Annotated in this window: 23 protein-coding genes; 12 read left to right on the top strand and 11 right to left on the bottom strand. The window is 67.6% G+C overall.

Features of this window, described 5'->3' with window-relative positions:
- Positions 1-11: 11 nt before the first annotated feature.
- Positions 12-335, bottom strand: coding sequence for a thioredoxin (trxA, locus tag K2R93_20315; GenBank protein MBY0492196.1), 324 nt, complete (start codon positions 333-335; stop codon positions 12-14).
- A 92-nt stretch (positions 336-427) separates the two neighbouring features.
- On the opposite strand from trxA, the gene mce reads away from it, so the two are divergent.
- Positions 428-838, top strand: a complete 411-nt coding sequence (gene mce / locus K2R93_20310; GenBank protein ID MBY0492195.1) for a methylmalonyl-CoA epimerase — start codon at positions 428-430, stop codon at positions 836-838.
- A 58-nt stretch (positions 839-896) separates the two neighbouring features.
- On the opposite strand, the gene K2R93_20305 is transcribed toward mce, so the two are convergent.
- Complete coding sequence (locus K2R93_20305; protein ID MBY0492194.1) at positions 897-1,367, bottom strand: hypothetical protein; 471 nt, start codon at positions 1,365-1,367, stop codon at positions 897-899.
- Between the two features lie 153 nt (positions 1,368-1,520).
- Here K2R93_20305 and K2R93_20300 point away from each other — a divergent pair, with 153 nt between their 5' ends.
- The 4 genes from K2R93_20300 (at position 1,521) to K2R93_20285 (ending at position 4,850) form a co-directional block, all read left to right on the top strand.
- On the top strand, positions 1,521-2,261 hold the full coding sequence (locus K2R93_20300; protein MBY0492193.1) for a pyridoxine 5'-phosphate synthase: 741 nt from the start codon (positions 1,521-1,523) through the stop codon (positions 2,259-2,261).
- Between the two features lie 4 nt (positions 2,262-2,265).
- A complete protein-coding gene (locus K2R93_20295) occupies positions 2,266-3,279 on the top strand; it encodes a hypothetical protein (GenBank protein ID MBY0492192.1) in 1,014 nt (337 codons plus the stop codon).
- Positions 3,280-3,462: 183 nt separating this feature from the next.
- Entirely contained in the window at positions 3,463-4,344 is an 882-nt protein-coding gene (ispE, locus tag K2R93_20290; GenBank protein ID MBY0492191.1) for a 4-(cytidine 5'-diphospho)-2-C-methyl-D-erythritol kinase, read from the top strand.
- 5 nt (positions 4,345-4,349) lie between these two features.
- Positions 4,350-4,850: a hypothetical protein gene (locus K2R93_20285; protein MBY0492190.1), complete on the top strand. Its 501-nt coding sequence runs from the start codon at positions 4,350-4,352 to the stop codon at positions 4,848-4,850.
- A 49-nt stretch (positions 4,851-4,899) separates the two neighbouring features.
- Here K2R93_20285 and K2R93_20280 read toward each other — a convergent pair whose 3' ends face one another.
- From K2R93_20280 to K2R93_20265, 4 genes are all read right to left on the bottom strand, one after another.
- A complete protein-coding gene (locus tag K2R93_20280) occupies positions 4,900-5,349 on the bottom strand; it encodes an Hsp20/alpha crystallin family protein (protein MBY0492189.1) in 450 nt (149 codons plus the stop codon).
- A gap of 180 nt (positions 5,350-5,529) precedes the next feature.
- Positions 5,530-6,030 carry a hypothetical protein gene (locus K2R93_20275; protein MBY0492188.1) on the bottom strand — a complete coding sequence of 167 codons (501 nt, stop codon included), beginning with the start codon at positions 6,028-6,030 and terminating at the stop codon, positions 5,530-5,532.
- Positions 6,031-6,214: 184 nt separating this feature from the next.
- Entirely contained in the window at positions 6,215-8,659 is a 2,445-nt protein-coding gene (locus tag K2R93_20270; GenBank protein MBY0492187.1) for a TonB-dependent receptor, read from the bottom strand.
- 145 nt (positions 8,660-8,804) lie between these two features.
- Positions 8,805-10,997 carry a carbohydrate binding family 9 domain-containing protein gene (locus tag K2R93_20265; GenBank protein MBY0492186.1) on the bottom strand — a complete coding sequence of 731 codons (2,193 nt, stop codon included), beginning with the start codon at positions 10,995-10,997 and terminating at the stop codon, positions 8,805-8,807.
- Positions 10,998-11,074: 77 nt separating this feature from the next.
- Between K2R93_20265 and K2R93_20260 the strand changes: the two genes are divergently transcribed.
- From K2R93_20260 to K2R93_20250, 3 genes are all read left to right on the top strand, one after another.
- On the top strand, positions 11,075-12,067 hold the full coding sequence (locus K2R93_20260) for a threonine/serine dehydratase (GenBank protein ID MBY0492185.1): 993 nt from the start codon (positions 11,075-11,077) through the stop codon (positions 12,065-12,067).
- Between the two features lie 31 nt (positions 12,068-12,098).
- Positions 12,099-12,950: a dienelactone hydrolase family protein gene (locus tag K2R93_20255; GenBank protein ID MBY0492184.1), complete on the top strand. Its 852-nt coding sequence runs from the start codon at positions 12,099-12,101 to the stop codon at positions 12,948-12,950.
- Between the two features lie 113 nt (positions 12,951-13,063).
- On the top strand, positions 13,064-14,041 hold the full coding sequence (locus tag K2R93_20250) for an alpha/beta hydrolase (GenBank protein ID MBY0492183.1): 978 nt from the start codon (positions 13,064-13,066) through the stop codon (positions 14,039-14,041).
- Positions 14,042-14,053: 12 nt separating this feature from the next.
- Here K2R93_20250 and K2R93_20245 read toward each other — a convergent pair whose 3' ends face one another.
- From K2R93_20245 to K2R93_20230, 4 genes are all read right to left on the bottom strand, one after another.
- Positions 14,054-15,460 carry a carboxypeptidase regulatory-like domain-containing protein gene (locus tag K2R93_20245; protein MBY0492182.1) on the bottom strand — a complete coding sequence of 469 codons (1,407 nt, stop codon included), beginning with the start codon at positions 15,458-15,460 and terminating at the stop codon, positions 14,054-14,056.
- Complete coding sequence (locus K2R93_20240) at positions 15,461-16,873, bottom strand: carboxypeptidase-like regulatory domain-containing protein (GenBank protein MBY0492181.1); 1,413 nt, start codon at positions 16,871-16,873, stop codon at positions 15,461-15,463.
- A 22-nt stretch (positions 16,874-16,895) separates the two neighbouring features.
- A complete protein-coding gene (locus tag K2R93_20235; protein ID MBY0492180.1) occupies positions 16,896-17,504 on the bottom strand; it encodes a YdeI/OmpD-associated family protein in 609 nt (202 codons plus the stop codon).
- 208 nt (positions 17,505-17,712) lie between these two features.
- The gene (locus K2R93_20230; GenBank protein ID MBY0492179.1) at positions 17,713-18,567 is read right to left on the bottom strand and encodes an acyl-CoA thioesterase II; all 855 of its coding nucleotides are present in this window, start codon (positions 18,565-18,567) and stop codon (positions 17,713-17,715) included.
- A gap of 74 nt (positions 18,568-18,641) precedes the next feature.
- Here K2R93_20230 and K2R93_20225 point away from each other — a divergent pair, with 74 nt between their 5' ends.
- The 3 genes from K2R93_20225 to K2R93_20215 all read left to right on the top strand — a co-directional run bounded on the left by K2R93_20225 (position 18,642) and on the right by K2R93_20215 (position 21,142).
- Entirely contained in the window at positions 18,642-19,124 is a 483-nt protein-coding gene (locus tag K2R93_20225) for a hypothetical protein (GenBank protein MBY0492178.1), read from the top strand.
- Between the two features lie 17 nt (positions 19,125-19,141).
- A complete protein-coding gene (locus tag K2R93_20220; GenBank protein MBY0492177.1) occupies positions 19,142-19,447 on the top strand; it encodes a hypothetical protein in 306 nt (101 codons plus the stop codon).
- 126 nt (positions 19,448-19,573) lie between these two features.
- Positions 19,574-21,142, top strand: coding sequence for an SDR family oxidoreductase (locus K2R93_20215; protein MBY0492176.1), 1,569 nt, complete (start codon positions 19,574-19,576; stop codon positions 21,140-21,142).
- Between the two features lie 128 nt (positions 21,143-21,270).
- Here K2R93_20215 and K2R93_20210 read toward each other — a convergent pair whose 3' ends face one another.
- A complete protein-coding gene (locus K2R93_20210) occupies positions 21,271-22,110 on the bottom strand; it encodes a sugar phosphate isomerase/epimerase (protein ID MBY0492175.1) in 840 nt (279 codons plus the stop codon).
- Between the two features lie 268 nt (positions 22,111-22,378).
- On the opposite strand from K2R93_20210, the gene K2R93_20205 reads away from it, so the two are divergent.
- Positions 22,379-23,548 (top strand): hypothetical protein (locus K2R93_20205; GenBank protein ID MBY0492174.1); only part of this gene is annotated, 1,170 nt, incomplete at its 3' end.

Raw genomic sequence — 23,548 nt, 5'->3', positions numbered from 1 at the left:
GCCCGGGTGACTCAGGCGTGCTCCTTGAACTTCGCTTCGAGCGCCGGACGCGGCACCGCGCCGACCACCTGATCGACCAGCTTGCCGTCCTTGAAGAACAGGATCGTGGGGATGCTGCGCACGTTGAAGCGCGCCGCCGTCCGCTGGTTGTTGTCGACGTCGAGCTTGGCGACCTTCACCTTGCCGGCGTACTCCACCGCGAGCTGCTCCACGATCGGGGCAATCATGCGGCAGGGCGCGCACCACGTCGCCCAGAAGTCGACGACCGAAAGACCCGCCTGCTGTTCGATCTCGGTCGCGAAGTTGTCGTCCTTCACTTCGACTGCGTTGGCCATCGTGTGCTCCGTGGACCGGACATCGCCGCCAGGCGACGGGTCCCGCTGGGATTAGAATTCGGCACCACTCACCACGACTCACCTAGCCCGTCATGACTGATTCCATTCGCCGCGGCACGCGCATCGCCCATATCGGGGTCGCCGTGCGTGCCATCGACGAGTTGCTGCCTGTGTTGCGCGACGTGCTGCAGATGCCCGAGGTCCCGCTGGGGAACTCCGATGGCGCGACCATCGTCGGTCTCGCGTCCGGCGAATCCCTGGTGGAACTGCTCGAAGCCCAGGCCGAGGACACCCCGATCGGCAAATACGTCGAGAAGCGGGGGCCCGGCATTCATCACGTGTGCTTCGCCGTGGACGACCTCGACGGCATGCTCCAACGCTGCCGCGACGCCGGTCTCCGGCTTATCGACGAAACACCCCGCATTGGCGCCGAAGGAAAGCGGATCGCTTTCCTGCATCCGAGCGGCACGGGCGGGGTCCTCGTCGAACTGTCCGAATACTAGTCGCGCTGTCCAGCGGGGGGAGCTGGCGAGCTCAGCCGTGAGCTCGCCGCCCCCCGGGTCAGCGGCAGAACTCGCGGAGCTTGGTCACGTCCACGTCTTCCACCAGCCAGCGGCCGCCCTTGGAGGGGACCGCGGTAAAGGGGGCGATCGCCTTGTTCGACCCCTTGGTCAGCTCGACCTGGAAGTTCTGGCGGCCGCCGGTGCTCAGGCGGGGCGACTCCTCGACGTAGCGATAGCGGTCATGGGCGAGCAGGCACTGGATGATGATCAGGCGCTTTTCGAGCTCCTCGCGCTTGAGCTGGTCCCGGGCGAGCCCGTTGGCGTTCCCCCACAAGCCGGACATGCCCTGCAGGTCCTGCTTGTTGACGGCCACCAGGAACGCTTCCACGGCCCCCTTGGCTGAGGCGGCGCCGATGGTGCTCGGGGCGTCGCCGACGCTGGGCGTCGGGGCGTTCCCCGGCAGGGCCGTTGTGGTGCCCACCACCTGCTTGGCGCAGGCGCTGAGGAACACGGCGGCCCCGGCCGCCATTACCACCATCCTGCTACCATGCTTCACATGACGCGTTTGCTGCCGCACACAGGCCTCCTTGCCTGAAAACTGACCATCTTTGAAAACTACCAGCGTGGGGCGTGCCGCACATGGCGCGGGCCCTGCCGCTGGACGTCTTCTGCTACCCCACGGATGTCGCTTCGCTACCAACGTCTGTACGTCAACATCGACCACGTCGCCACGGTCCGACAGGCCCGGCGGGGAGCCGAACCCGATCCGGTGGCGGCGGCCACCCTCTGTGAAGAGGCCGGCGCCGACGGAATCACCGCGCATCTGCGCGAAGACCGGCGGCATATCCAGGACAGCGACATTCACCGCCTCGCGGTCGCGGTGAAGACGCTGCTCAATCTCGAGTGTGCCATTACCGACGACATGCTGTCGCTCGCCGAAACACTTCGGCCCCGGCAGGTGACACTGGTTCCGGAGCGCCGCGAGGAGATTACGACCGAGGGCGGGCTCGACGTCGTCCGCCACGAGGCGGCCTGCCGCGACGCGGTGGCCCGCCTGAAGCAGGCCGGCATTCGCACGAGTCTCTTCATCGATCCCGACGAAGCGGCGGTGCGCGTGTCGCACGCCGTGGGGGCCGACGCCATCGAGCTGCATACCGGCTCGTACGCGCATGCCCCGCGGGACCCGGCCACCCTCCGGGCGCTGCAGCAGGCCGCCGCGCTCGGGGCCCAACTGGGGCTGGCCGTCCACGCCGGCCACGGGCTGTCGGTGGCGAATGTGGGGCCGGTGGCGGCGATTCCGGAGATCGAGGAGCTCAATATCGGGCACGCGATCATCGGACGCGCCATCTTTGTCGGACTGAAGGACGCCGTCCGCGAGATCCGGGCGGCGATGGATGACGCACGCGAAGCCGACCGGTTCTGAGCCCATGACTGCACCGCAGGCGCTGATCGAATTCTTCCAGAAGGAAGCCACCGAGTATCTCGACCGGCTCGACGGGCTGCTCGCTAGTGGCGAGTCCGCGAGCCCCGATGCGGCGGCCTTCCTCACGAGCGCCCGCGCCCTGCGTGGCAGCGCCACCATGACGCGCCTCGACGGCCTCCCCGATCTGGCGAGTACCGTGGAGCGCATCGCCACCGGCCTGCGCGATCAGGAGCTGCGCTGGGACGATCGCCTGCACTTCGCCGTGCGCGGTGCCCTCGTCGAACTGCGCGCGCTGGTCGAACGCGCCGGCCTCTGGAACGAACACGACACCCGCCGCGCGCGCACCCAGTCGGTCGCCCTGGCCGCCGTCGCCGCCGGGTATCTCGCCACCAGCGCGCCTCCCGATTCGCCGGCCAGCCAGGTCGTGCCGATCGCGCGCCTCTTCCCCGACGACGGCGTCCCGGGGATCGTGCAGCGCAATCCCAACCCGCCGGTCACTCTCGCGCAGCGCTTCCGGAGCGACATGGCCGCCGCAGCCGATGGCGTCGCGCGTGAAGCGCAGTCGCTCGCCACGAGTCAGGCGGGCCCCGCGCAACTCGCCATCGCCGACGGCGTCCGTCGCGCGCTGGTGGGGCTCGCCGATGTCGCCGAGAGCTATGGCGCGGCCAGCATCGTGTCGCTGGCCACCAAGATGTCGCGCGCCCCGCTCAGCGCCCCCAGCGAACACGCCGGCGTGCAGGCGTTCGCGCAGCTGCTCATGAACCGCGAGCTCACCGACGCGCAGCTCGCGCAGCAGGTGAAGCAGGCCAACACCACCTGGGTCGGCGCACCGGCCGTGGAACCGGCCGTGGTGCCCATCGAGTCCCTGCTCTATCGCGGCAAATCGGCGATCCTGCGCGCGCGTCAGGTTCGCGACGAACTCGCCGCCCATTGGCAGCGCGGCAGCCTCGGCGAACCGGCGGCGCATGCGCTGTTCGAGGAACTGAGCGATTTGCTGGAGCTGGCGGGGACCACCTGATCTTGATCGGGTTTGATGGAGCGGTGAGAGGCGAGTGGGAGTGGAGAGGGGTTTCCATGGAGAAGCGAGAGGCGAGTGGGAGTTTGAGATCAGCGTGTGAGGGGTGAGCCTCACCACTCCTGCTCAGGTCCCCAGCTCCCACTCGCCTCTCGCCTCTCCATTGCCATAAAACCCCTCCTCCCCATGCACCGCTCCCTCCGCGCCCACGCGAAAGTCAATCTCCTCCTCCGCATCCTCGCCCGCGAGGCGAGCGGATACCACGGCATCGAGACGCTCTTTCAGCGGCTCGCGCTGCATGATGTGGTGCAGGTGGCGGTGAATGACGCGGCGCGCGCGCTGACCTGCGATGGGCCGGCGATGCCGGCCGGTGGGATCGGGGCGCCGGAGCAGAATCTCGCGTGGCGGGCGGCGGAGCTGTACACCGCGGCGGCCAAGTGGGAGACGGGGTGGCAAATCACCATCGAGAAGCAGATCCCGGTGGGCGGTGGCCTTGGCGGGGGCAGCGCCGATGCGGCGGCCGTGCTGCGCGCCTTGGAATCGCTCTGCCCCACCCCAATCGGGCGTGACGCGCTCATCGCGCTCGGCGGGACCCTCGGCGCCGACGTGGCGTTCTTCGTGACCGATGTGTCGCGCGCGTGGGCGTGGAATCGCGGCGATCGGCTGCTGCCGCTGGCGCCACTGCCGGCGATGCCGGTGACGCTCGTGGCCTTTACCGAAGGTGTGCACACCGGGCGCGCGTATGGGGCGTTTGCGTCGGCCCGTGAGGCGCAGAGTGCACCGTTGACGGCGCACACGTACGACGCTGGCGCGTTCGACACGTGGGAAGCGCTCGTAACACTCGCCGCGAACGATTTCGAGCAGGTGGTGCCCGGCATGCACGCTGGCGTGGCGCAGGTGCTGCCCGTGCTGCGCGACCTGACGGGCGCCCTGCGCCTGCAGGGGCTGCCGGCCTGCGCGCTGCTGAGTGGGAGCGGCGCCACCTGCTTCGCGCTCCACCCCGACGGCACGACGATCAATCCGGCGCTCCCCGTCGGTGCACGCCTGGTGCACACCACCACGTACTAGGCGCGATGCAGACCTTCACCATGCGCGGCGCGCAGCCAAACATCCTGCTGATCGGCATCGGCATGGCGAGCGTGGTGGAGGCCGTGGTGCTGCATCTGGTGCTCGCCGCCCGCTATCCGTGGATCGCGTATCCCATGGAAGTCGTGGGCGTGCTCGCCTTCGTGCAGATGTGGCGACTCTTCGGCTCGCTCGCCGGCGGCCGCGTGACCGTCAGTGACGACACGGTCGAGATTCACGCGGGTCGCATGGCGCACGTCGCCATTCCGCGGGCGCTCATTCTGGACGTCGTGAAGGCATCGTGGACGAACCTGCCGCAGAAAGGCACCGCCGAGGCCGACGGGTACGTGAATGTCACCGGCCCATCGGAACCCGCGCTGCTGCTGACGCTGCGCGAGCCGGTACCTGTGCGCATCATGGGCCTGGTGACGAAGTCGGCGCATCGCATCGCCGTCTTCGTCGACCAGGCCCACGACCTGCGCGGCCTACTCAGCGTCCCAGACAGGTGACCGGGAGCAGATGCCTGCCCGGAGCGCTCCCCGCGCCCTCAGGCATCGCTCACCGATGCGACACCTCGATCACGCGCCCCTTCGCCTGCGGCACCTTGGGCAGGGTGATCGTCAGCACGCCCTTGTCGAACTCGGCCTTCACATGCTCCACATCCACCGTGCGCGGCAGCGACAGCGCGCGCTGGAACGCGCCGTAGAACCGCTCCGCCAGATAGAAATTTTTCGCCGGCGGACTGTCGTTGATCGCCTGCTCCTTCTCCCCGGCGATCGTGAGGACGTTGTTCTCGATCGTGACCTTGAGGTTCTTCTCCTCGATCCCCGGCAGTTCCGCCGTGAGGATCATCGCGTCCGTCGTCTCCGACACTTCCATGGCCGGCACCCACGACGAGATCGGGGGGCTGGTGGACAGGAACGGTTCGTTGAACAGACGGCGCATCACCCCGGAGAACATGTCGTCGCTCGAGACCGGGCTTGGCACTCTCCGCATGAGTGTGGACATACAACCCTCCTGCGCGTCTTCGCGCTGAGTGAAACGGTTGTGCGTGCACGTTAGCAGGGATTTGCCGCGCGTCGATCAGGCTTTGCTGGGCGCGCTGTAGCGGAAAGTCATACGCGGACTGAGCGGTGAGTTCGCGTATCCGCATGCGGATATCGGGCCCAAACGCGCCCGCGCGCGGGCTCAGCGCTGCGCGAGGAGGGCGCGCGGGAACCAGCGGGGATCGTGTCGAACACTCTCGGCAATGAGCCCGTGCTGCATGAGGAGCGCATGCGTCAGTTCGTGCGCCCAGACGCGCTCGTCCAGCAGCGAATGATCCGCGAGCACCACTACCACGGCGACCACGCTGTCCGCGCCGTCAATTAGCCGCAGGCTTTCGAGGCGACCGTCGCATCGGGCGCCATCGCACGCCACGGCATCGGGGATCGCATCGGCCACAACGGCGCGCGGCAAGGGGCCACGCCAGCGCAAGCCCAGGTTCCGCTCGACCGACGCGAGCACGGTGCGATAGAACGGTGGTAGTGTCGCGGAACGTCCACGATGCGTCCGTTGCAACGCCTCCGCGAGCTGTCCCTGCGCTGCCAGCACCGTCAATGCGGCGGCCTCTCCGGGCGCCGCAGTCTGGGCGACAGATGGGCGAGGCGTGAGCAGCGCGAGGGCGAGGAGCGGGGCGAATGGGCGCATGGTCGGGATGGCGGCATATCCCGGACCGCAGCAACCGTGGTGGCGTCACGGCTCGTTACAATCCCCAACGCACGGCGGCAGCCACCGCGCCCTCACGCAGTGACTGCCGCCACTCCACGGCCCGTGCCCCATGGACCGTCCCTCCTGCAGCATTGTCAGTTGGTCATTGCCCTGCCGACCGCGACTAGAAGCGGGTGCTGAGCGTCAGGAACAACTGGCGCGGGGCGCCGGTCAGCAGCGTCTGGTTGTCACCGCGGGCGGTGTACCCGTTCGAGCCCATGGTGGCGATGTACCGCTTGTCGAACAGGTTGTTCAGGTTGAGCTGCGCCTCGAGCCCACGGAGCGCGCCCACGCGGCCAAAGTCGTAGCGCAGCGACGCATCCGACACGAAGTAGCTCGGCACCTTGCCGGCGCCGTCACCCGCGGTGTTGAGGTCGTTCGTGTAGGTGAAGTAGCGCTCGCTCACAAACCGCCCGCCCAGCGAACCGCTGAACTTGGCCTTGCTGTACGAAAGCGAGGCATTCAGCAACTGCTTCGGGGCGTCCTGCACGGTCTTGCCCTTGGTCTGCACTTCGGTGGTCGGATCGTTCTCGTTGGTGCGATAGTTCGAGCCAAAGGTCGAGTTGTTGAGCGAGGCCGATGCGTACAGGCGGAAGCCATTGGTCAGATCGGCGTTCAGTACGCCCTCAACACCGCTCGTGTTGACCGTGCCGACATTGCCGAACCCGGTCGCACACGTGACGGTCGCCGGGCAAAGCGCGATCCCCAGCAGGCGGTTGCGGTAATCGATGACGTAGCCCGTCAGCCCCGCCTCGATACGACCACGACGCGTGCGGACACCGCCTTCAATCGTGGTCGCCCGTTCGTTCTTCGACTTGCTCTTGAAGTAGTCGAAGGTCGCCGGCGACGCGTTGTACACACCGCCCGCCGGGCTGTTCGGGAACTGATTGACGTTCTCCGACCAGTTGACGAACAGCTCCTCGGTCGCGCTCGCCTGATACACCGCGCCGACCTGCGGCAGGATGCCGCCCTTCGTCGGCGCCGAGAGCGACGGGCGCGCCGGATCGGCAAAGATCGGGGCGATCACGCCATTGGTTGGCGTGTTGCCGTTGTTCTTGAAGTCGGCCCCCACGTAGAGGTACTTCGCCCCATACGTCAGCGTGAGCTTGTTCTCGAGCAGGCGGCTCGTGTTCTGCGCGTAGAACATCGTGGTGGTAATGTCCGCCGTGCGATCGTAGTCGAGACGCAGGACGTTGTTGAAGTCCACGTCGGGTCCGGCCGCATAGTTCTTGAGGCGCCAGCGCGGACGGCGGTTGCTCGAGTTGTTGGTCTCGATCCACGTCCCCATTTCCAGCGCGTTCGACACATCGCCGACCATGAATGATGACGTGAGCTTGCCCAGCACGCCGCCCCGGTTCGCCTTGTACTGCGTCTGGCGGAACATGATCGGATCGGGACTGTAGCTCGCGCCGTAGCTGGGCGCATGCCAGTCGCCCCCGCCGCGGTTGATGTGGAAGTACGGCTGCACCTCGAGACGAACCGCGTCATTCAGACGGAACTCACCCTTGAGATAGGCGAGGTGATCGAGACGCGCGCCCTGGGCCGAGCTGTAGTACGCGGCGTCGGTCAGCGGGTTGTAGCTCCTGGTGCTGAGCTCGGCGAACTGTTTCGACGTGGCCCAGTCGGTGAAGTAGTCGAACATCGGACCGAACGCGACCCCCGGGGCCTGCACCGACTTGTTGAACACGCCCAGCGAGAGGTCCATGTAGTCGGCCTCCTTGCGATTCGCGTAGTTGTAGAACGCGGTGATCTTGTTGCCCCCCAGGAACAGCGTACCCTTCAGGTTGACCTGCTCATGCCAGGTCTGGCCCGCGCCGCCCAAAAAGCCGTTCTGGCCGAACAGCAGGTTCTGCTCGCCTGGGAAGCTGGAGAACCGCGTGCCACCGCCCTTCCACTTGTCCGTGTCGAAGCGCGAGACCGAGAGGAAGCCGTTGAAGCCGTTGTTGCCGAACTGCTTGAGGCCGAGGTCATAGCGCAGCGTGGTCCGACGCGCGCTGTTCTGGCCGCCCATCTGCTGCAGCAGGAACGTCGGCCGGGCAGCCGCATCGGCGCTCGCGTACTGCACCACGCCACCAAGGTTGTTGCCGCTGGCCGTGCCGAGGCTGCCCGTTCCCTGGGTCACCGCGGTCGAAGCGAGGTTGGTCGCATCGACCGCGCGGCCAACGCCGAGACCATTGAAGTTGCCGTACGACATGTCGCCGAGCGGAATACCGTCCATCGTCTGGCCAATCTGCTGCGTCTGGAAGCCGCGCATGGTGATGCGATTGGACCACTCGTACATGCCGAACCCATCCACCGACTGCATGTTCACGCCGGGGAGGCGCTCGATGACCTTGAGGGCGCTCGTCCCGGGGGCGGCGGACTTGAGGGTGGTGCTGTCGATGGCGGCGGCGGCGCGGGCACTGCCGCGCCCGGTCACGCCGGTCACCTTCATCGTGGTGAGCCGTTGCGCGGTGTCGCGCTTGGCAGCGGGCTGCTGGGCGCCGAGCGGCAGCGCAACGAGGGGCAGCGCCATGAGCGGCGCCAACGTCAGGGACGCGAAAGTCGACAGACGACGCGTGTGAGACATGCTTGCTCCGAGAGGGGGGAAAGACGGGTCCCCAAGCATCGGAGCAGTGTGTGACGGCTCGGCGTCGGTGGCGTAACGAAGCCGACGACGCCCCGTAACGGTTCGGTGGCGTACCCTCGGGGGCCCTGCGTCGCCCCCGGGTTTCTTACCCGCGGAAGAAGTACACGTATTTCGCCACCAACCCGCCGCGCGACGGGCGGCTCCACGGGATGGGGCGATCGAGCCCGGTGGGCCAGTTGGAATTCCACACCACGTAGAGATCGCTCCCCGGGGTGACCGTCCAGCGCACGCGGGAATTGACGGACGCGCGGTTCGACTGGTTGTCCCACTGCGCGAAGAGCGTGGCGTTGAGCCGCGGGCTGAAGGCGTAGTCCGACCGGACGCGCACGACGTTTGCCGTGAAGCGCGCCGCGCCCAGCGTGACGGCTTCGCGCGACAGATCCACCGTCGCGAGCGTGTGCGGCGTGCGGCGGAAGCGCAGCCCCAGTGAGGCCTGCGCCGAGCGACCGGTGTAGAACTCACCGGCGCTCACCGTCGCATCGAGACGGATCGCTCTCGCATCGGTGGTGGTGTACTGCAGCTCGGCGCGATTCCACCAGTACGCACCCGGGCGGATCGTGGCCCCATCGATGAGCTCAAAGGCCTCCGTGGGCGCATCGAAGCGGCGCTGGAGATTGAACTCAAAGCGATCGCCGGTCTGGAACTGCAACCCCAGCGGCTTCACCTCCAGCGACGCGTTGTTGGGCCGCCAGTCGAGTCCCCAGACCACGTTGTAGGTCAGCAGATCGAACTCATAACGCCGGATGCGGCTCTTGCGCCGCGGACGTGGCGTGAGTGACGTGCTGCCGCCAAACCGGTAGATCCCCCGCTGCTGCACGAAACCGAGCGTGGGATTGTACGCGGAGTCCACGCGATCGAAACGCATGACGATGTCGGCGTTGTCATTCGGATAGTCCACCATGAGACGGTAGTGGCCACCCACCGGCGCGCCCGATGAATCCTGACTCCAGGCGGCGTTGCCTAACACCACCAGGTTCTGCCCGCCTTGTACGATGTAGGGCAACGAGAAGTCGACGCCGCCGGCCACACTACCTGACCGCCCATCCTGCGCGGCGAGCGTGGTCATCGCCCCGACGTAGCCGCGCCCGAGCACATCGTGCTTGATCCGCAGCACGGCGGCCGTGGCGTCTTCCGCGCCACCGGTCCGCACCGCCAGCAACCCCACCTGCTCCCCGCCAATCCGCCCCTGCATCCGGAGCCCAACCGGAATGTTGACCGGGCGTCCATCACGTCCGAGGCCGATGCGACGGGAGTAGAACATCTGCGTCTGCTGCCGGCGGCCAAAGTCGAAGATCGCCGATCCTTCCGTGAAAAACGGCCGCTGTTCCGGAAAGAACAGCGGAAAGCGCGACAGATTGACGACCTGACGGTCCACCTCTGCCTGTGCAAAGTCGGGATTGACGGTGACGTCCGCCGTGAGCGTGTTCCCGATGGGCAGCTTGAGATCGAGCCCGATGTTGGCATCCTGCGTGCCGCGCGCCAGCAGCGTATCGCCCGTTCCCGTGAAGAAGCGCCGCTCCGGGAGCTTGAGCTCACTCGACACATACGGACGCGCCTCCACCAGTGGGCGGCGCGGTAAATCGGCGAAACCGCCGACCAGCCCTTCCTTCTCGAGAAAGCGAAACCCCTCGGTCCGCTTCCACGCGCGCCACAGCACCTCCTCATTCTTCCGCGGCATGAAGCGACGGAAGTTCATCCCCATCAGGCTGTCGCCGTCCGCGTAGCGCAGCGTGGCCCACGGGACGAGCATCTCCACGACATAGCCGTCGGCGGTGACGCGGCTGCGCACGTCCCAGATGCCATCCCAGCTTTCGTTGCCGCTTTCGAAATCGATGTGCTCGCCGTCCCACAACGCGCCGTTGGCGTTGGCCCGGAAGTAGAAGCCACTGCGCTTGTCGTGCAGGCCGTCCACGCCCAGCGACACGTAGTCATCCGGTCGCAACTCGGCGTCGCGACGCAACTGCGAGCGCACGATGCGCGCCGGTTCGCGGTCGTAGCACCACCACCCCACCGCGAGCCCCGCCGGCGTCGCCAGCACGCGCACCACCGTCCGTTCGCTGCCGGGCGCCCCCTCCTGGGGATCGCGCTGGCGAAAGTCGGTGATCGAGTCGGCCGAGAACCAGGCCGCTTCGTCGAGCTTGCCGTCGAGCCGGATGTTCACCGGGCTGCGGGTGACGCGGAAGTCCACCGGCGGCGCCGTGGACTGGGCCTGCGCACGTGGCGCAACGGCCGCGACCAGCAGGGCGGCGGCGAGGGAGCGAATGGACGGCGGGAGCATCGTGAGACAACGGCTAACCGCCCCAAGACGCTGGGACAAGGCGACCGCTTCCGCCGGATTGTCCCCGGCGGGATCTTATGGACATGAGTGCCCTCATCGCCCCGACCATCGCCGACATCCGCGCCGCCGCGGATCGCATTCGTCCCTACGCGGCCGTGACGCCGCTGCTCTCCTCGCCGGCGCTCGACGCCGTGGCCGGCGGGCGCGTGCTGCTCAAGACCGAGGTGCTGCAGCACACTGGCTCCTTCAAGCTGCGCGGGGCGCTCAATCGCCTGCTGCAGCTCTCCGCCGAGGAGCGCACGCGGGGCGTCGTGGCCTATTCATCCGGCAACCATGCGCAGGCGGTGGCCTACAGCGCCACCCTGCTCGGCATGCGCTCGGTCATCGTGATGCCCAAGGACGCGCCGCCGCTCAAGATCGAGCGCACCCGCGCCTTTGGCGCCGAAGTGGTGCTCTACGACCGCTGGACCGAAGACCGGGTGGCGATTGGCGGTAAAATCGCCGCCGAACGCGGCAGCGTGGTCGTGCCCCCGTTTGAAGATCCGCACATCGTGGCCGGTCAGGGCACCATCGCCCTCGAAGCACTCGAACAGGCACGCGCGATGGGCGTCACTCCCGACACCTTCCTCGTCTGCTGCGGAGGAGGCGGGCTGACCGCCGGCTGCGCGCTGGCCGCCGAAGCGGTGTCGCCGACCACCAAGGTGCACCCCTGCGAACCCGCCGAGTTCGATGACACGGCCCGCTCACTCGAACTAGGGCACCGGGTGGCCAACGAACCGGGCAAGCGCTCGATCTGCGATGCCATCGTGACCGAGATGCCCGGTGAATTCACCTTCAGCATCAACCAGCCGCGCGTCGGGGCCGGGTTGCGCGTGACCGACGACGAGGTGCTGGCTGCCATCGCCTTTGCCGTGCGCGAGCTCAAGATCGTGGTCGAGCCCGGCGGCGCGGCCGCGCTGGCGGCGCTGCTGCACCATAAGGTGGAAACCCGTGACCGCACCACCCTCGTTGTCACCACGGGTGGCAACATCGACCCGCAGATTCTCGCCCGCGCCATCGGCGCGGTGTAACGACCCTGCTCCGCCTTCTTCGCCTGAGACCATGACCCGTTCGATTCTCCGCACGCTGGGCCTCGTGTCCGCGTTCGCTGCCGCCACCTCGGCCGGCGCGCAGCAGCAGCCCACCTACGCCAACGAAATGGCGCGTGAACACGCGCATGACATGGCGGTCGCGTCGCCGGGCGCCAAGATTGCCCCGCGCCTCGCCGTCGCCACTGGTGAGACCGTGACCTACGGCACCGTGGGCGGCAAGACGCTCAAGGGCTATCTCGCCAAGCCGAAGGCCGCCAAGGCCGGACCGGCCATCGTGATGGTGCATGAGTGGTGGGGGCTCAACGACAACATCAAGAGCATGGCCGATCGCTACGCCGGCGAAGGCTACACGGTGCTCGCCGTGGACCTGTTCGACGGCAAGGTCGCGACCAAGCCCGATGAGGCCATGAAGCTCTATCAGGCCGGCATGGCCGACATCGCCGGCGGCGAAGCGAACGTTGCCGCGGCCGTCGCCTACCTGCGCAAGAACGGCGCGACGAGCGTGGGCTCGGTGGGCTACTGCTTCGGCGGCCACTGGTCGCTCCGCACGGGCCTCGCCGGCGGCAAGGATGTCAACGCGGTCGTGATCTACTACGGCGCGCCCATCACCGACCCGAAGCAGCTCGCCCGCCTCAAGGCGCCGGTCCTCGGCCTCTTCGGCGGCAAGGACACGGGCATCCCGGTGGACAGCGTGAAGGCCATGAACGCGGCCATCACCAAGCAGGGCGGCGCGATGCGCCTCAGCGTGTACGAGGATGCCGCACACGCCTTCGCGAACCCGACCGGCACGGCCTACAACGAGAAGGCCGCGAACGACGCGTGGGCCAAGAGCCTCGCCTTCTTCAAGGCGATGCTCAAGTAGCGCGCTGTGAAACAGCCGAACTGAGGACACGAAGGATCTGAAGGCCACGAAGCACTGACTGCTTCGTGGCCTTCTGGCTCTTCGTGATCCTTTGCGGCAGTTACTTTTCAGGCATGACACGCAGAACGTGGCTGACAGCGGTAGCTCTCCTCTTTGCGGTGGTGGTCCTCGGCCCGCGCCCGCGCGTCGCCATGCCGGCGACCCCGCCGACCCTGCCAAAGGAGTTGACCGCGCTGCCGGCATGGCTGGCCGAGCGTGAGGCGAAAGCGGGCGTCACCGATGCCAACGTCGCCAAGCACATCACGTTTGCCGACTCGGCCAATCCGGCGCGCACGCCATGGAGCGTGATCTACCTGCACGGCTTTTCGGCCACGCGGCAGGAAACGGCGCCGGTGTCGGCCGAGGTGGCGCGCGCCCTTGGTGCCAACCTGTTCGAGACGCGCCTCCGCGGGCATGGTCTCCCCGGTGACTCGCTCGCGCACGTGACGGCGCAGGATTGGCTGGCCGACACGCAGGAAGCCTTCGCGATTGCGCAGCGACTGGGGGATTCGGTGCTCGTGATTGGCACCTCCACCGGCGGGACGCTCGCGGTCTGGTTGGCCACCCAACCGCCGGAGCAGCAGCGCGGCCTCGCGCGCCTCGTGTTGATCTCCCCCAATTTCGGACCCAAGGATCGCGCCGCCGAAGCGCTCACCCTGCCGTGGGCGCAGGTGATCCTGCCGCGCTTCATTCCGCAGCGCACCTGGAAGGCGCGCAACGACGAGCAGACGCGCTACTGGACCGTGTCGTATCCCAGCACCGCGCTCTTCCCTATGCAGGCGCTGGTGGAGCGCGTCCGCAGCGCATACTTCACCACCTTCGTCGTGCCCACGCTCGTGTTCAACAACCACGACGATCAGGTGGTGGACGCCGCCCGCACCGACGCATGGGTCGCGCGCGCACGCCAGGCCACCAACGTGCCGGTGCGGCAGCAGCTCGTGGTGCCCACCGCGGGCGAAGACGGGCACGTGATCGCGGGGCGCATCGTGGCACCCAGTCAGACGGCCACGTTCGTGCAGCAGATCACCGACTTCGTACGTCAGGGTCGCTGATCGACGATCAGCTCAGGGGTTGACGCGCCACTTGGTCACGAGATTGACCGACCCACACGCCGTCATCGGCGCCTGAAACTCCATCGGCTGCAACACCCAGCGTGGGTAGATCTCCATCCACGCCAGATCCTTGGGGATCATCGAGGCGACGCGATCCCAGGTGTCGGGGCGGCCATCGACGAACAGGCGAGCCTCGCACTGCCCGCCCTTCGGCGCCGGCAACAGCACGATGGGAATACCGCCGCGCCCCGTACGAGCCACAACGCTCGGCACGGTCGACATCGCTGCCATCAGACTCGGCATGCGGGCGAGCTCCAGGGAGTCGCGCGCATAGCCGAACCCCTGCCGCTTCCGTTCTTCGAAGCCGAGCACCAGCGCACTCGCGGTGGTGGCTTGCGTGCGCACGATCCCGAGCGCGGTGACGCGATCCAGCGTGAGCACCACGTTCGCCGTGTCGCCGACGCGCACATTGGCGACACGCGACCGGGGCATACGCCCCACGGCGAAGGCTTCGATCCGGTGCGAGCCCACAGGGATGTCGGGGGCAAAGAAGCGCCCGCTGGAATCGGCGCGCAGCTCGGCGAGGGTGCCGACATAGACCACCGCATTGGGCACCGGCTGCCCATCGGTACCCTGCACCGCCCCACGCACCACGCTGCGCGGGCCGCGCGTGGGGCGCACGCCCAGCACATCCCCCTCGGTCAGCGCCCGGACATCGGCCGTCACCGACAGCATCAGCTCCTGCCGCAGAATGCGGGCATGCTGCGCCGGGATGGGCATCGTCAGCGTCCAGCCGTCGTTGCGCGCGTCGTGAGCGGTGAACTCCACCGGCTCATCGTACGGAAGGGCGCAGGCGGCGAAGCGGCCGAGCGAGTCGGTGTGGGTGTCGTAGTGCATCTGCCGCGGCGCGATGGTGCTCCCAGCGACGCGCACGCTCAGCCAGCTGAAGCGCACCGGCGCATTGGCCGCCGGCGCCGACTGCGGCGTGAGCAGCGTGCCGTACACCATCGCGCTGTCGCCCGCGACGGCTCGCCCGCACACCGCGCGGGTCATGGTGGCAAAGCTCGGCACCGCCACGCGCGCCTCGGTACGGCCATCGTGCGCCACGCGCGCCGTAAGCTCATAGAGACCGATCGAGTCGAGCATGGGATGCTCGACCTGCAGTCCTACCGGTCCCGTGGTCACACTGTCGAAGCGGAAGCGCCCCTTGTCGTCGGTCTTCGCCAGCGCTGAGGTGCCCACGATGCGCACCATCGCGTCGGCGAGCGGCTTGCGGGCGAGGGAATCAAAGACGACGCCCCGCAGCGGTTCCGCGCGCGGCGGCTCCGCGCGTGGCGGCGCGGCGTCCTGCCCCTGGGCGCGCGACACAGCGCCGAGCAGGAGCGCCGCCGCCAGCAGCAGACGTCGCCGGTTGCGCACTTACTTGGCCACCCGCGCCTTGGTGACGAGGCTGACGACGCCGCAGGCATCACCGATGGTCGTCACCTGAAACTCAGCCGGCAGCAGCGCCGCGCGCACGTAGACTTCCATCCACGCAATCTCCTTGGGGTCGAGCCCGGCGACGCGCTCCCATGCGTCGGGACGGCCATCGACGTACAGCCGGGCGACACACTGCCCCACGCCGCCGGTAATGCTCGCGATCTTCGGTAGGAGCACGAGCGGAATGCCACCGCGGCCCGTGCGTGCGGTCACACTGGGGATCGATGACAGCGACGCCACCAGCGACGGTGAGTTGGCGATCTCCGTGGAGTCGCGGTACTTGCCCAGCCCGGTCTTCTTACGCTCTTCGAAGCCGCGCGTGAACTCGGTGAGCACCGTGGCCTCGGTGCGCACTTCCTTCAGTGTGGTCACGCGCTCGAGCGTGAGGGTGACCGCCACCGTGTCCTGCGACTTGACGGTGATCAACTGCGACGCCGGGCTGCGCCCCACCGCCACCGCTTCGAGCTGCCGGGACCCCGTGGGCACATCGAGCATGAGGAAGCGCCCGGCGGAATCCGTGCGCACGTCAGCGATATCGGCGATCGCCACGCGCGTGTTGGGCACCGGCTCACCACTCTGCCCGAGCACGGTGCCGCGCACCACGCCGGTCGGGCCAGTCGGCTTGCTGCGTGCAGGCGCGTCGGGGTTGGTCGAATCGGTGCGTGTCGCCACGACGGGCGCGCTCAACATCAGCTCCTGCCGCAGGATCGGCGTGCTGCGCGCGGGCAGCTGCAGCGCCAACGTCGTCACGGTGTCCGCCCCGTATCCGCGCGAGAGGAACGTGTAGGGCTCGTCGGCCGGCAACCCGCACGCGACATAGCGCCCGAGCGAATCGGTCTTCGTCACGTACGACAGCCGCTGTTGGCCGAGCTTGCCGCCGGCGGTGCGGCTGACGCCCATCCACGAGATCACCACGTCGGCCTCGCGCGCAGGCTTACTCTCCGGTGTCTTCACCGTGCCGTATACGATCGCGCTGTCGAGCGGCAGCTCACGCCCGCAGATCGCACGGCTCAACGTCGCCATGCTGGGGACACCGAGCTTATGCTCCTTCTTCCCATCGTGCGGCACGCGGGCCGCCAGCTCGTAGAGTCCGAGCGAATCGAGCATCGGGTGCTCCACCGACAGCTCCACCTGGCCCGTGGGCACGCTGTCAAAGCGAAAGCGCCCCTTGTCGTCGGTTCTGGCGAACGCGGCGGCACCGCTCACGCGGACGGTCGCATCCACCAGCGGCTTCCGCGCCAGGGAGTCATAGACCACCCCCCGCAGCGGTTGCACCGGCTGCGCCGGCAGCGCGCGCGCCGCCATCGCCGCCGCCATCAGCCACACACTCGCCCACACTCGCACTCGGTTCATTGTCCGTCCTGGATTGGGTCTGCTACGCCTGCTTCGATTCGTACTTCCAGTTCTGCGACTTCCCTTCGGCCAGCTGCTCGATCGCCTTCTCGATGCGTCGTTCGCGCGTGGCCTCCTGCTTGGCTCCGGCGATCCACTCGCAGTACTCCCGGCGATGCGAGGGGCTCATGGCGTCGAAGTGCTTTCTGGACTGCGGATGCCGGGCCAGCGCCTTCGCGAACGCCGGCGGGATCTCGATGGGCTTCGCGGCGCTCGGCTTCTTCTGCATCGGCGCCGCGCGCTTCACGCCGTCGTCGTTGAGCGCCTTGGCCTTCTTGAGATACGCCTTGAGCTTGGTCTTGCTGGGCAGGTCCTTGATGCTCGTGATCTTGCCGAAGCTCCCCATCCCTTCCTCGGCCACCTCGCCCACGACCTCCTTCTGCAACCAGAAGCCGAACGCGCAGTGCGCCTTGAAGCTGGCCATCGAGCAGAAGATCCCCTTGTAGTCGAAGTGGGGGAAACTCCACTTCATCGTCTCCTGTACGTCGGGGACGGTTACGTGCACGAGCTCCCGGAGGTACGACAGGATCTCCTGCGCAAAGGGTTGGCTCTTCTGGATGTACGCGTCGACGCGCGGGTCTCTCGTGCCCACCTGGCTCGTCTCCTTGTGGTCGTGGCTCTCGGCGAAGCTGCGCGTTGGGGGTGGGCTGAGCAAGCGCCCGTGGGACGAACGCCCGTTTCGGCCGCGTCTCCCGGGTTCGGCAATCGCCTGCGGCGATTCCGAAGCCGGGAGACCTCGGCCTGCACGGGCGCTCGTCCCGCGGGCGCTGACGTCAGACTACAGGGCGCGGGACGTCGGACTACCGAAGGCGGATGAGGCCCTCTTGCGCGACGCTCGCCACAAGCTGGCCCTGCTTGGTGTACACCTGACCTCTGGTGAACCCGCGGGCGCCGGCGGCGGTGGGGCTGTCCATCACGTACAACAGCCACTCGTCGGCGCGGAAGGGGCGATGCATCCAGAGGGTGTGGTCGAGGCTCGCCAGCTGCAGTCGCGGGTCGCGATAGGACACCCCATGCGGCAGCAGCGACGTCGGCAGCAGCCCGTAATCGCTGGCGTACGCGAGCACGGCCTGATGCGTGATCAGGTCGTCCGGGAGCGTGTCCTGCACGCGGAACCACGCGAAACGCTGCGGTTCGCCATGCTCGCTGCCGGGCACGTGCGAGTGGCTGCTGCGGAAGTCGATCGGCCGGTCCTGCGTGAGCACCTCGCGCAGCTCGGGCGGCAAGCGCTCGGCCTTTTCGCGGATCTGCTCGAGCTCGGGCTTGAGCGAATCCGGATCGGGGACGTCCGGCATGGGCCACGCCTGATGGTCCAGCCCGGGCTCGCTGATCTGGAAGCTCGCCGAGAGATGGAAGATCGCCTCGCCATGCTGAATGGCGGTGACGCGGCGCGAGGTGAACGTGCCGCCGTCGCGCGGGCGATCGACAAAGAACACGATGGGCGCCTTGAGGTCGCCGGCGCGCAGGAAGTACCCGTGCACCGAGTGCGCCTCGCGCGGCTCGCTCACCGTGCGCCGCGCCGCCACCAGCGCCTGGGCAAACACCTGCCCGCCGTACACGCGCCCGGTGCCAAGGTCGCGGTTCTGTCCGCGATAGATGTTCATCTCGAGCTGCTCGAGCTCGAGCAGCTCCACCAGCGCTTTGACAATGCTCATGACTGAAATATGTGTCGCCGACCCAGCGGCGTGGCCGGTTGTGCCCAGCCGTTGGGACTCGTAGGGTTGTGGCCATGAATCGCGCCACCCGCTCCTTCGTGTTCGCGTTCCTGGCCTTCGTGGCCGCGACGTGGCTGGTCTGCAACCCACGCCGCCCCGCCGAGTCCCCCTCCGCGGCGGCCGCCGAAGGCGCCGCCTCCGCGAATCCAACCGAGGCGGCGCCAGCCGCCACATCCACCGCCAACGCGCCCTCGCGAGGCGCGACCGTCGGATTTCGTAACGCCGAGCGCCTCGCCGAGCACTTTGCCAAGCACGGTCAGGAGTTCGATGCGCCGACGAAGGAGGCGTATCTGGCCATGGCCCAGGCCCTGCGCGATGCGCCGGCCGGTCCCGACATCCTCGAACTCGTCCGCCCCCTCGACGGCGTCGTGAACCGCTTCGACAAGAAGACCGGCGCCTTCATTGCGTACGACCCCGACGGCACGATCCGCACGTTCTTCAAACCCAATGACGGCGAGGACTACTTCCGCCGTCAGGCCCGCCGCGTCCCACGCTGAGCCCCGCCCCACTCGCCATGACGCTCGAACATCGGCACGACGAATTGCTCGCCAGCTGGGCCCGCACGGTGGAAGATGTCGAGCGTGGGTACCCGCTCACCTTCGATGATTATCTGAACGATCTCGATGTGCGCCACGAGCTCGCGCAGCACCCACCCAGCGCGGAGCTCGCCGAGCTCGACGCCCGCTTCGTGAAGGCATCCTACCCCGCCGGCGGCTGCGTCTGGGGCCCCGACAATGCGGCGGCCGAGCACTGGGACAAGGATGTGCACTGGTGGTACTGGCGCCTGCCGAGGAATCCGGGGGACGCATTCGGGGAGTAACCCAAGAACCCCCAACCCTAAGACCCCAAACCCCAAACTGATCAGTTTGGGGTTTGGGGTCTTAGGGTTGGGGGTTAACGAGTCACAAACCTGCTCCCCTCCCGGACCTAGCTATCTTTCAAGGCTATGTCCGACACGCCCGACCTCACCCCCTCCGAAATCGCCGCCGCCACGGCGCTCCTTGAGCGCCTGGCGGCCGACCGCGCGAACCTTCTCGCGATCCCCGAAGACCAGCGCACGCGTCTGCTCAAGGCCGCCGGCGAGGTCTCGCGCCCGGATGCGATCCTGCGCCGGCAGATGGTGAAGGCGACCAAGCGGCAGAAGAAGGCCGAGCGGACGGAGAAGCTCAAGGAAGCCGAGAACCAGCTGCAGGAGACGGGGATCCGCCGCCTGCGTCGCCAGACGGTCTTCACGACGCCGAACTACCTGCCGCCCGGGTCGGACGACCAGATCACGGTGGACGAGCCCGAGTTCCGCGAGGCGCTCGAGGCGCAGCACTGCTACGTGTGCAAGCAGGAGTACACGGTCATCCACCACTTCTACGATCAGCTGTGCCCGACGTGCGCCGAGTTCAACTATCGGAAGCGCACCGAGCTGGCCGATCTGACCGGGCGTGTCGCGCTGCTCACCGGTGGCCGCGTCAAGATCGGCTATCAGGCCGGCATCAAGCTGCTGCGCGCCGGCGCGCACCTCATCGTCACCACGCGCTTCCCGCGCGACTCGGCGCAGCGCTACGCCAGCGAGCCCGATTTCGAACAGTGGGGGCATCGCCTCGAGATCTTCGGGCTCGACCTGCGCCACACGCCCAGCGTCGAAGCGTTCTGTCATCACCTGATGGAGACGCACGAGCGCCTCGACTTCATCGTGAACAATGCCTGTCAGACCGTCCGGCGCCCGCCCGACTTCTACAAGCACATGATGGACCTCGAGCGCGCCTCGCTCGCCGACATGCCCGCCAACGCGCGCAAGCTCCTGGGGGCGTACGAAGGGGTGCGCGGTTATCACATGCTCCCCGAAGCCGGCGTCAAGCGCGAAGACGAGATGCTCACGCCGGCCACCCTGCCCCGTGAACTCGAGCGCGTCGCGGGCATCACGCATGCCGCCGAGCTGAGTCAGGTAGCGCTCCTGGCCGACGAGCATCAGGACAACGCGCACCTCTTCCCCGAGGGGCGGCTCGACCAGGATCTCCAGCAGGTCGATCTCCGCGAGCGCAACTCGTGGCGTCTGCTGATGCACGAAGTGCCGAGCGTGGAACTGCTGGAAGTGCAGCTGGTGAACGCGGTGGCGCCATTCCTCATCAATGCGCGCCTCAAGCCGCTCATGCTGCGCACGCCAAACCGCGACAAGCACATCGTGAACGTGAGCGCGGTGGAAGGGCAGTTCTACCGGAAGTTCAAGACGACACGCCACCCGCACACGAACATGGCCAAGGCCGCGCTCAACATGATGACGCGCACCTCAGCCGCCGACTACTGGCACGACGGCATTCACATGAATGCCGTGGACACGGGCTGGGTGACGGATGAAGACCCCGTGCACATCGCCGCGCGCAAGGTGGAAGAGCACCGCTTCCATCCGCCGCTCGATATCGTGGACGGGGCGGCGCGGATTGTGGACCCCATTATCGATGGGATTAATACCGGGGAGCACATCTGGGGCAAGTTTCTCAAGGATTATCGCGAGACCGACTGGTAGGTGAACAGCGGAACCCCCGAGAGCTCAGGGGGAAGAATTTCAGGGGGGAGAGCTCAGGACTGCACGCGGTCCTGAGCTCTCCCCCTGACGTTCTCCCGCCTGAGCTCTCGGGGGTTCCGCCGTTCGTTCTACCAGCTCAGCCCTTTCAAGTACTCAAAGTTCGCCTTCGCACTGGCCATTTCGTCCACCGGCCCCTCCTGCTCCACATAACACGGCTTCTTCCCCAAATCCGGCACCTGCGACAGGAACGATTTCAGGTCAAACGAGCCCTTCCCCAGCTCGGTGTCCTTCGCCGTACCCGGCACGATGTCCTTGATGTGAAAGCTCCAGCACCGATCCTTGTGCTTCGCAAAGAATGCCATCGGGTCGCCACCGCCGGCGATCATGTTGCCGACGTCGAGCTGGAAGCGGACATACTTGGGATCGGTCTCGGCGAGGAACACCTCGAGCGGGTGCTCGCCCTGGAGCTTCTTCTCGTGATTGGGCTCGTTGTGCAGCGCGAGCCAGATGCCGGCACGGCGCGCCTCCTCACCGGCCGCGTTGAAGCGCTGGGCCCACAGCTTCCACGCCGCGATCGACGTATTCGCCTCGCTCGGCAGACTGGGCACGATCAGATACTGATGCCCCAGCTCCTTCGCCTCGGCGAGCTTGCCCTCCCAGCCGGAGAGAATCGTTTCTGGCGCCATGTGCGCCGACGGCGCCTTGAGGCCGGTCTGCTTGAGGGCGTCCTTCACCTGCTTCACCGAGCGATCGAAGTTCTTGAAGCTCCAGAGAAGCTCCACATCGGTGTAGCCGATCGCGCGGATCGCGGCGAGGGTGCGCTCGGGGTCCGCGCGCATCGCCTTGCGCACGGCGTAGAGCTCGAGGCCAATGCGATCGAGTTTGCCGGCGCTCGCGAGCGAGGCCGCCGAAAGGCGCCGGGCGGCAAGGGCCGCACCGGAGAGGAGGAGGAAGTGGCGACGGTTCATAGGGGAGGAACTTACGGTCAGATCCGAGCGGGTGGCGGATTCGTCACCCCCGAGAGGTCAGGGGGCAGAACGTCAGGGGGGAGGAGTCAGGACAGCGTCGCCTTGGGCAGTCCTGAGCTCGTCCCCCTGACGTTCTCCCCCCTGACCTCTCAGGGGTTCCCGTCCGAAGCGCGCAGTCTCCCGCCGAAGCCCCCACCACCCCAACCCCCCGCAAGAGTCGGCCGTACATTCCCTCGTACGTCCCCGCCCAACCCCGGAGCCCCCTCTCATGTCCCTCTCGTCCCGCCAGCGCGCCCTCCCCCTCGCGCTGCTCGCGACCCTCGCGTCACCGCTCGCCGCCCAGAATGCCGCCCCGGCGGCGTGGGATCCGCAGGCGATTCTCCGCACCGAAAAGTTCGTGAAGCCGCCGGCGAACATCGAACGGATGATCATGACGCCGCGCGTCGATATCTCGTTCACCAACCCGAGCCCCGACCGGAAGTATTTCCTGCGGGCCTCGGGCGCGGATCGTGGGGACATCAAGGCGTATGGCGCGCCGCACATCTGGCTCGGTGGCCTGCAGGTCGATACCAAGGCCAACCGCAATCGCAGCGTGACCACGAGCACGCGCACCGGATTGCAGCTCGTCGATCCGCACACCGGATCGACCCGAGAGCTGCAGGTGCCGGCGGGCGCCACGCTGTCGTCGCCGGTGTGGTCGCCCAAGGGCACCCACGTGGCGTTCATCGCCAACTTCCCCGCGGCCAGCTACGCGTACGTGGCGGATGTCGCCACGGGCAAGTCGGTACGGCTCTCCGAACGCCCGCTGCTCGCCACGCTGGTCACCGACCTGGCGTGGACGGGCGACGGCAAGAACCTCGTCGCGGTGCTCGTGCCCGCCAACCGCGGCGCCGCGCCCACGCACGGCGACGGCGATGTGGAAGATGGCCCGCAGGTGCGCCTGACCGACTCGCGCGCGGTGCCGCAGCCGGTGCACTTCTCGCTGCTGCAGGATGTGCACGAGAAGGCGCAGCTCAAGTACTACACCACTGGTCAGGTCGCGCTCGTCGATGTGAAGACCAAGGCCGTGAAGCCTGTCGGCGCGCCCACAATGGTGCGCGACATCGATGCGGCGTACGACGGCGCCTATCTGCGCGTGACGCGCATGACCGAGCCGTTCTCGTATCTCGTGCCGGTCACGAACTTCGGCAGTGTGCAGGAGCTGTGGGATGCGAGTGGCAAGGTGCTCGCCACGCTCGCCAACAATCCGCTCCGCGAAGGCGGCCGCGGCGGTGACGACGCGGCGCCCGCGTTTGGCGCGCCGCCGGCGGGCGATTCCCTCGGCCGTCGCAACTTCCAGTGGAATCCGGTCGGCCCGGGGCTGATCTATCTCCAGAGCGCCGCGGCGCCGGATGCGCCGGCCGGTGGCGCCGGTACGCCCCCCGCCGGCGCCGGCCGC

The sequence above is a fragment of the Gemmatimonadaceae bacterium genome (assembly GCA_019752115.1).
GTDB lineage: Bacteria > Gemmatimonadota > Gemmatimonadetes > Gemmatimonadales > Gemmatimonadaceae > Gemmatimonas.
Note: the sequence above shows the minus strand (reverse complement) of the source record. Positions and strands in the feature narration are given on the sequence as shown.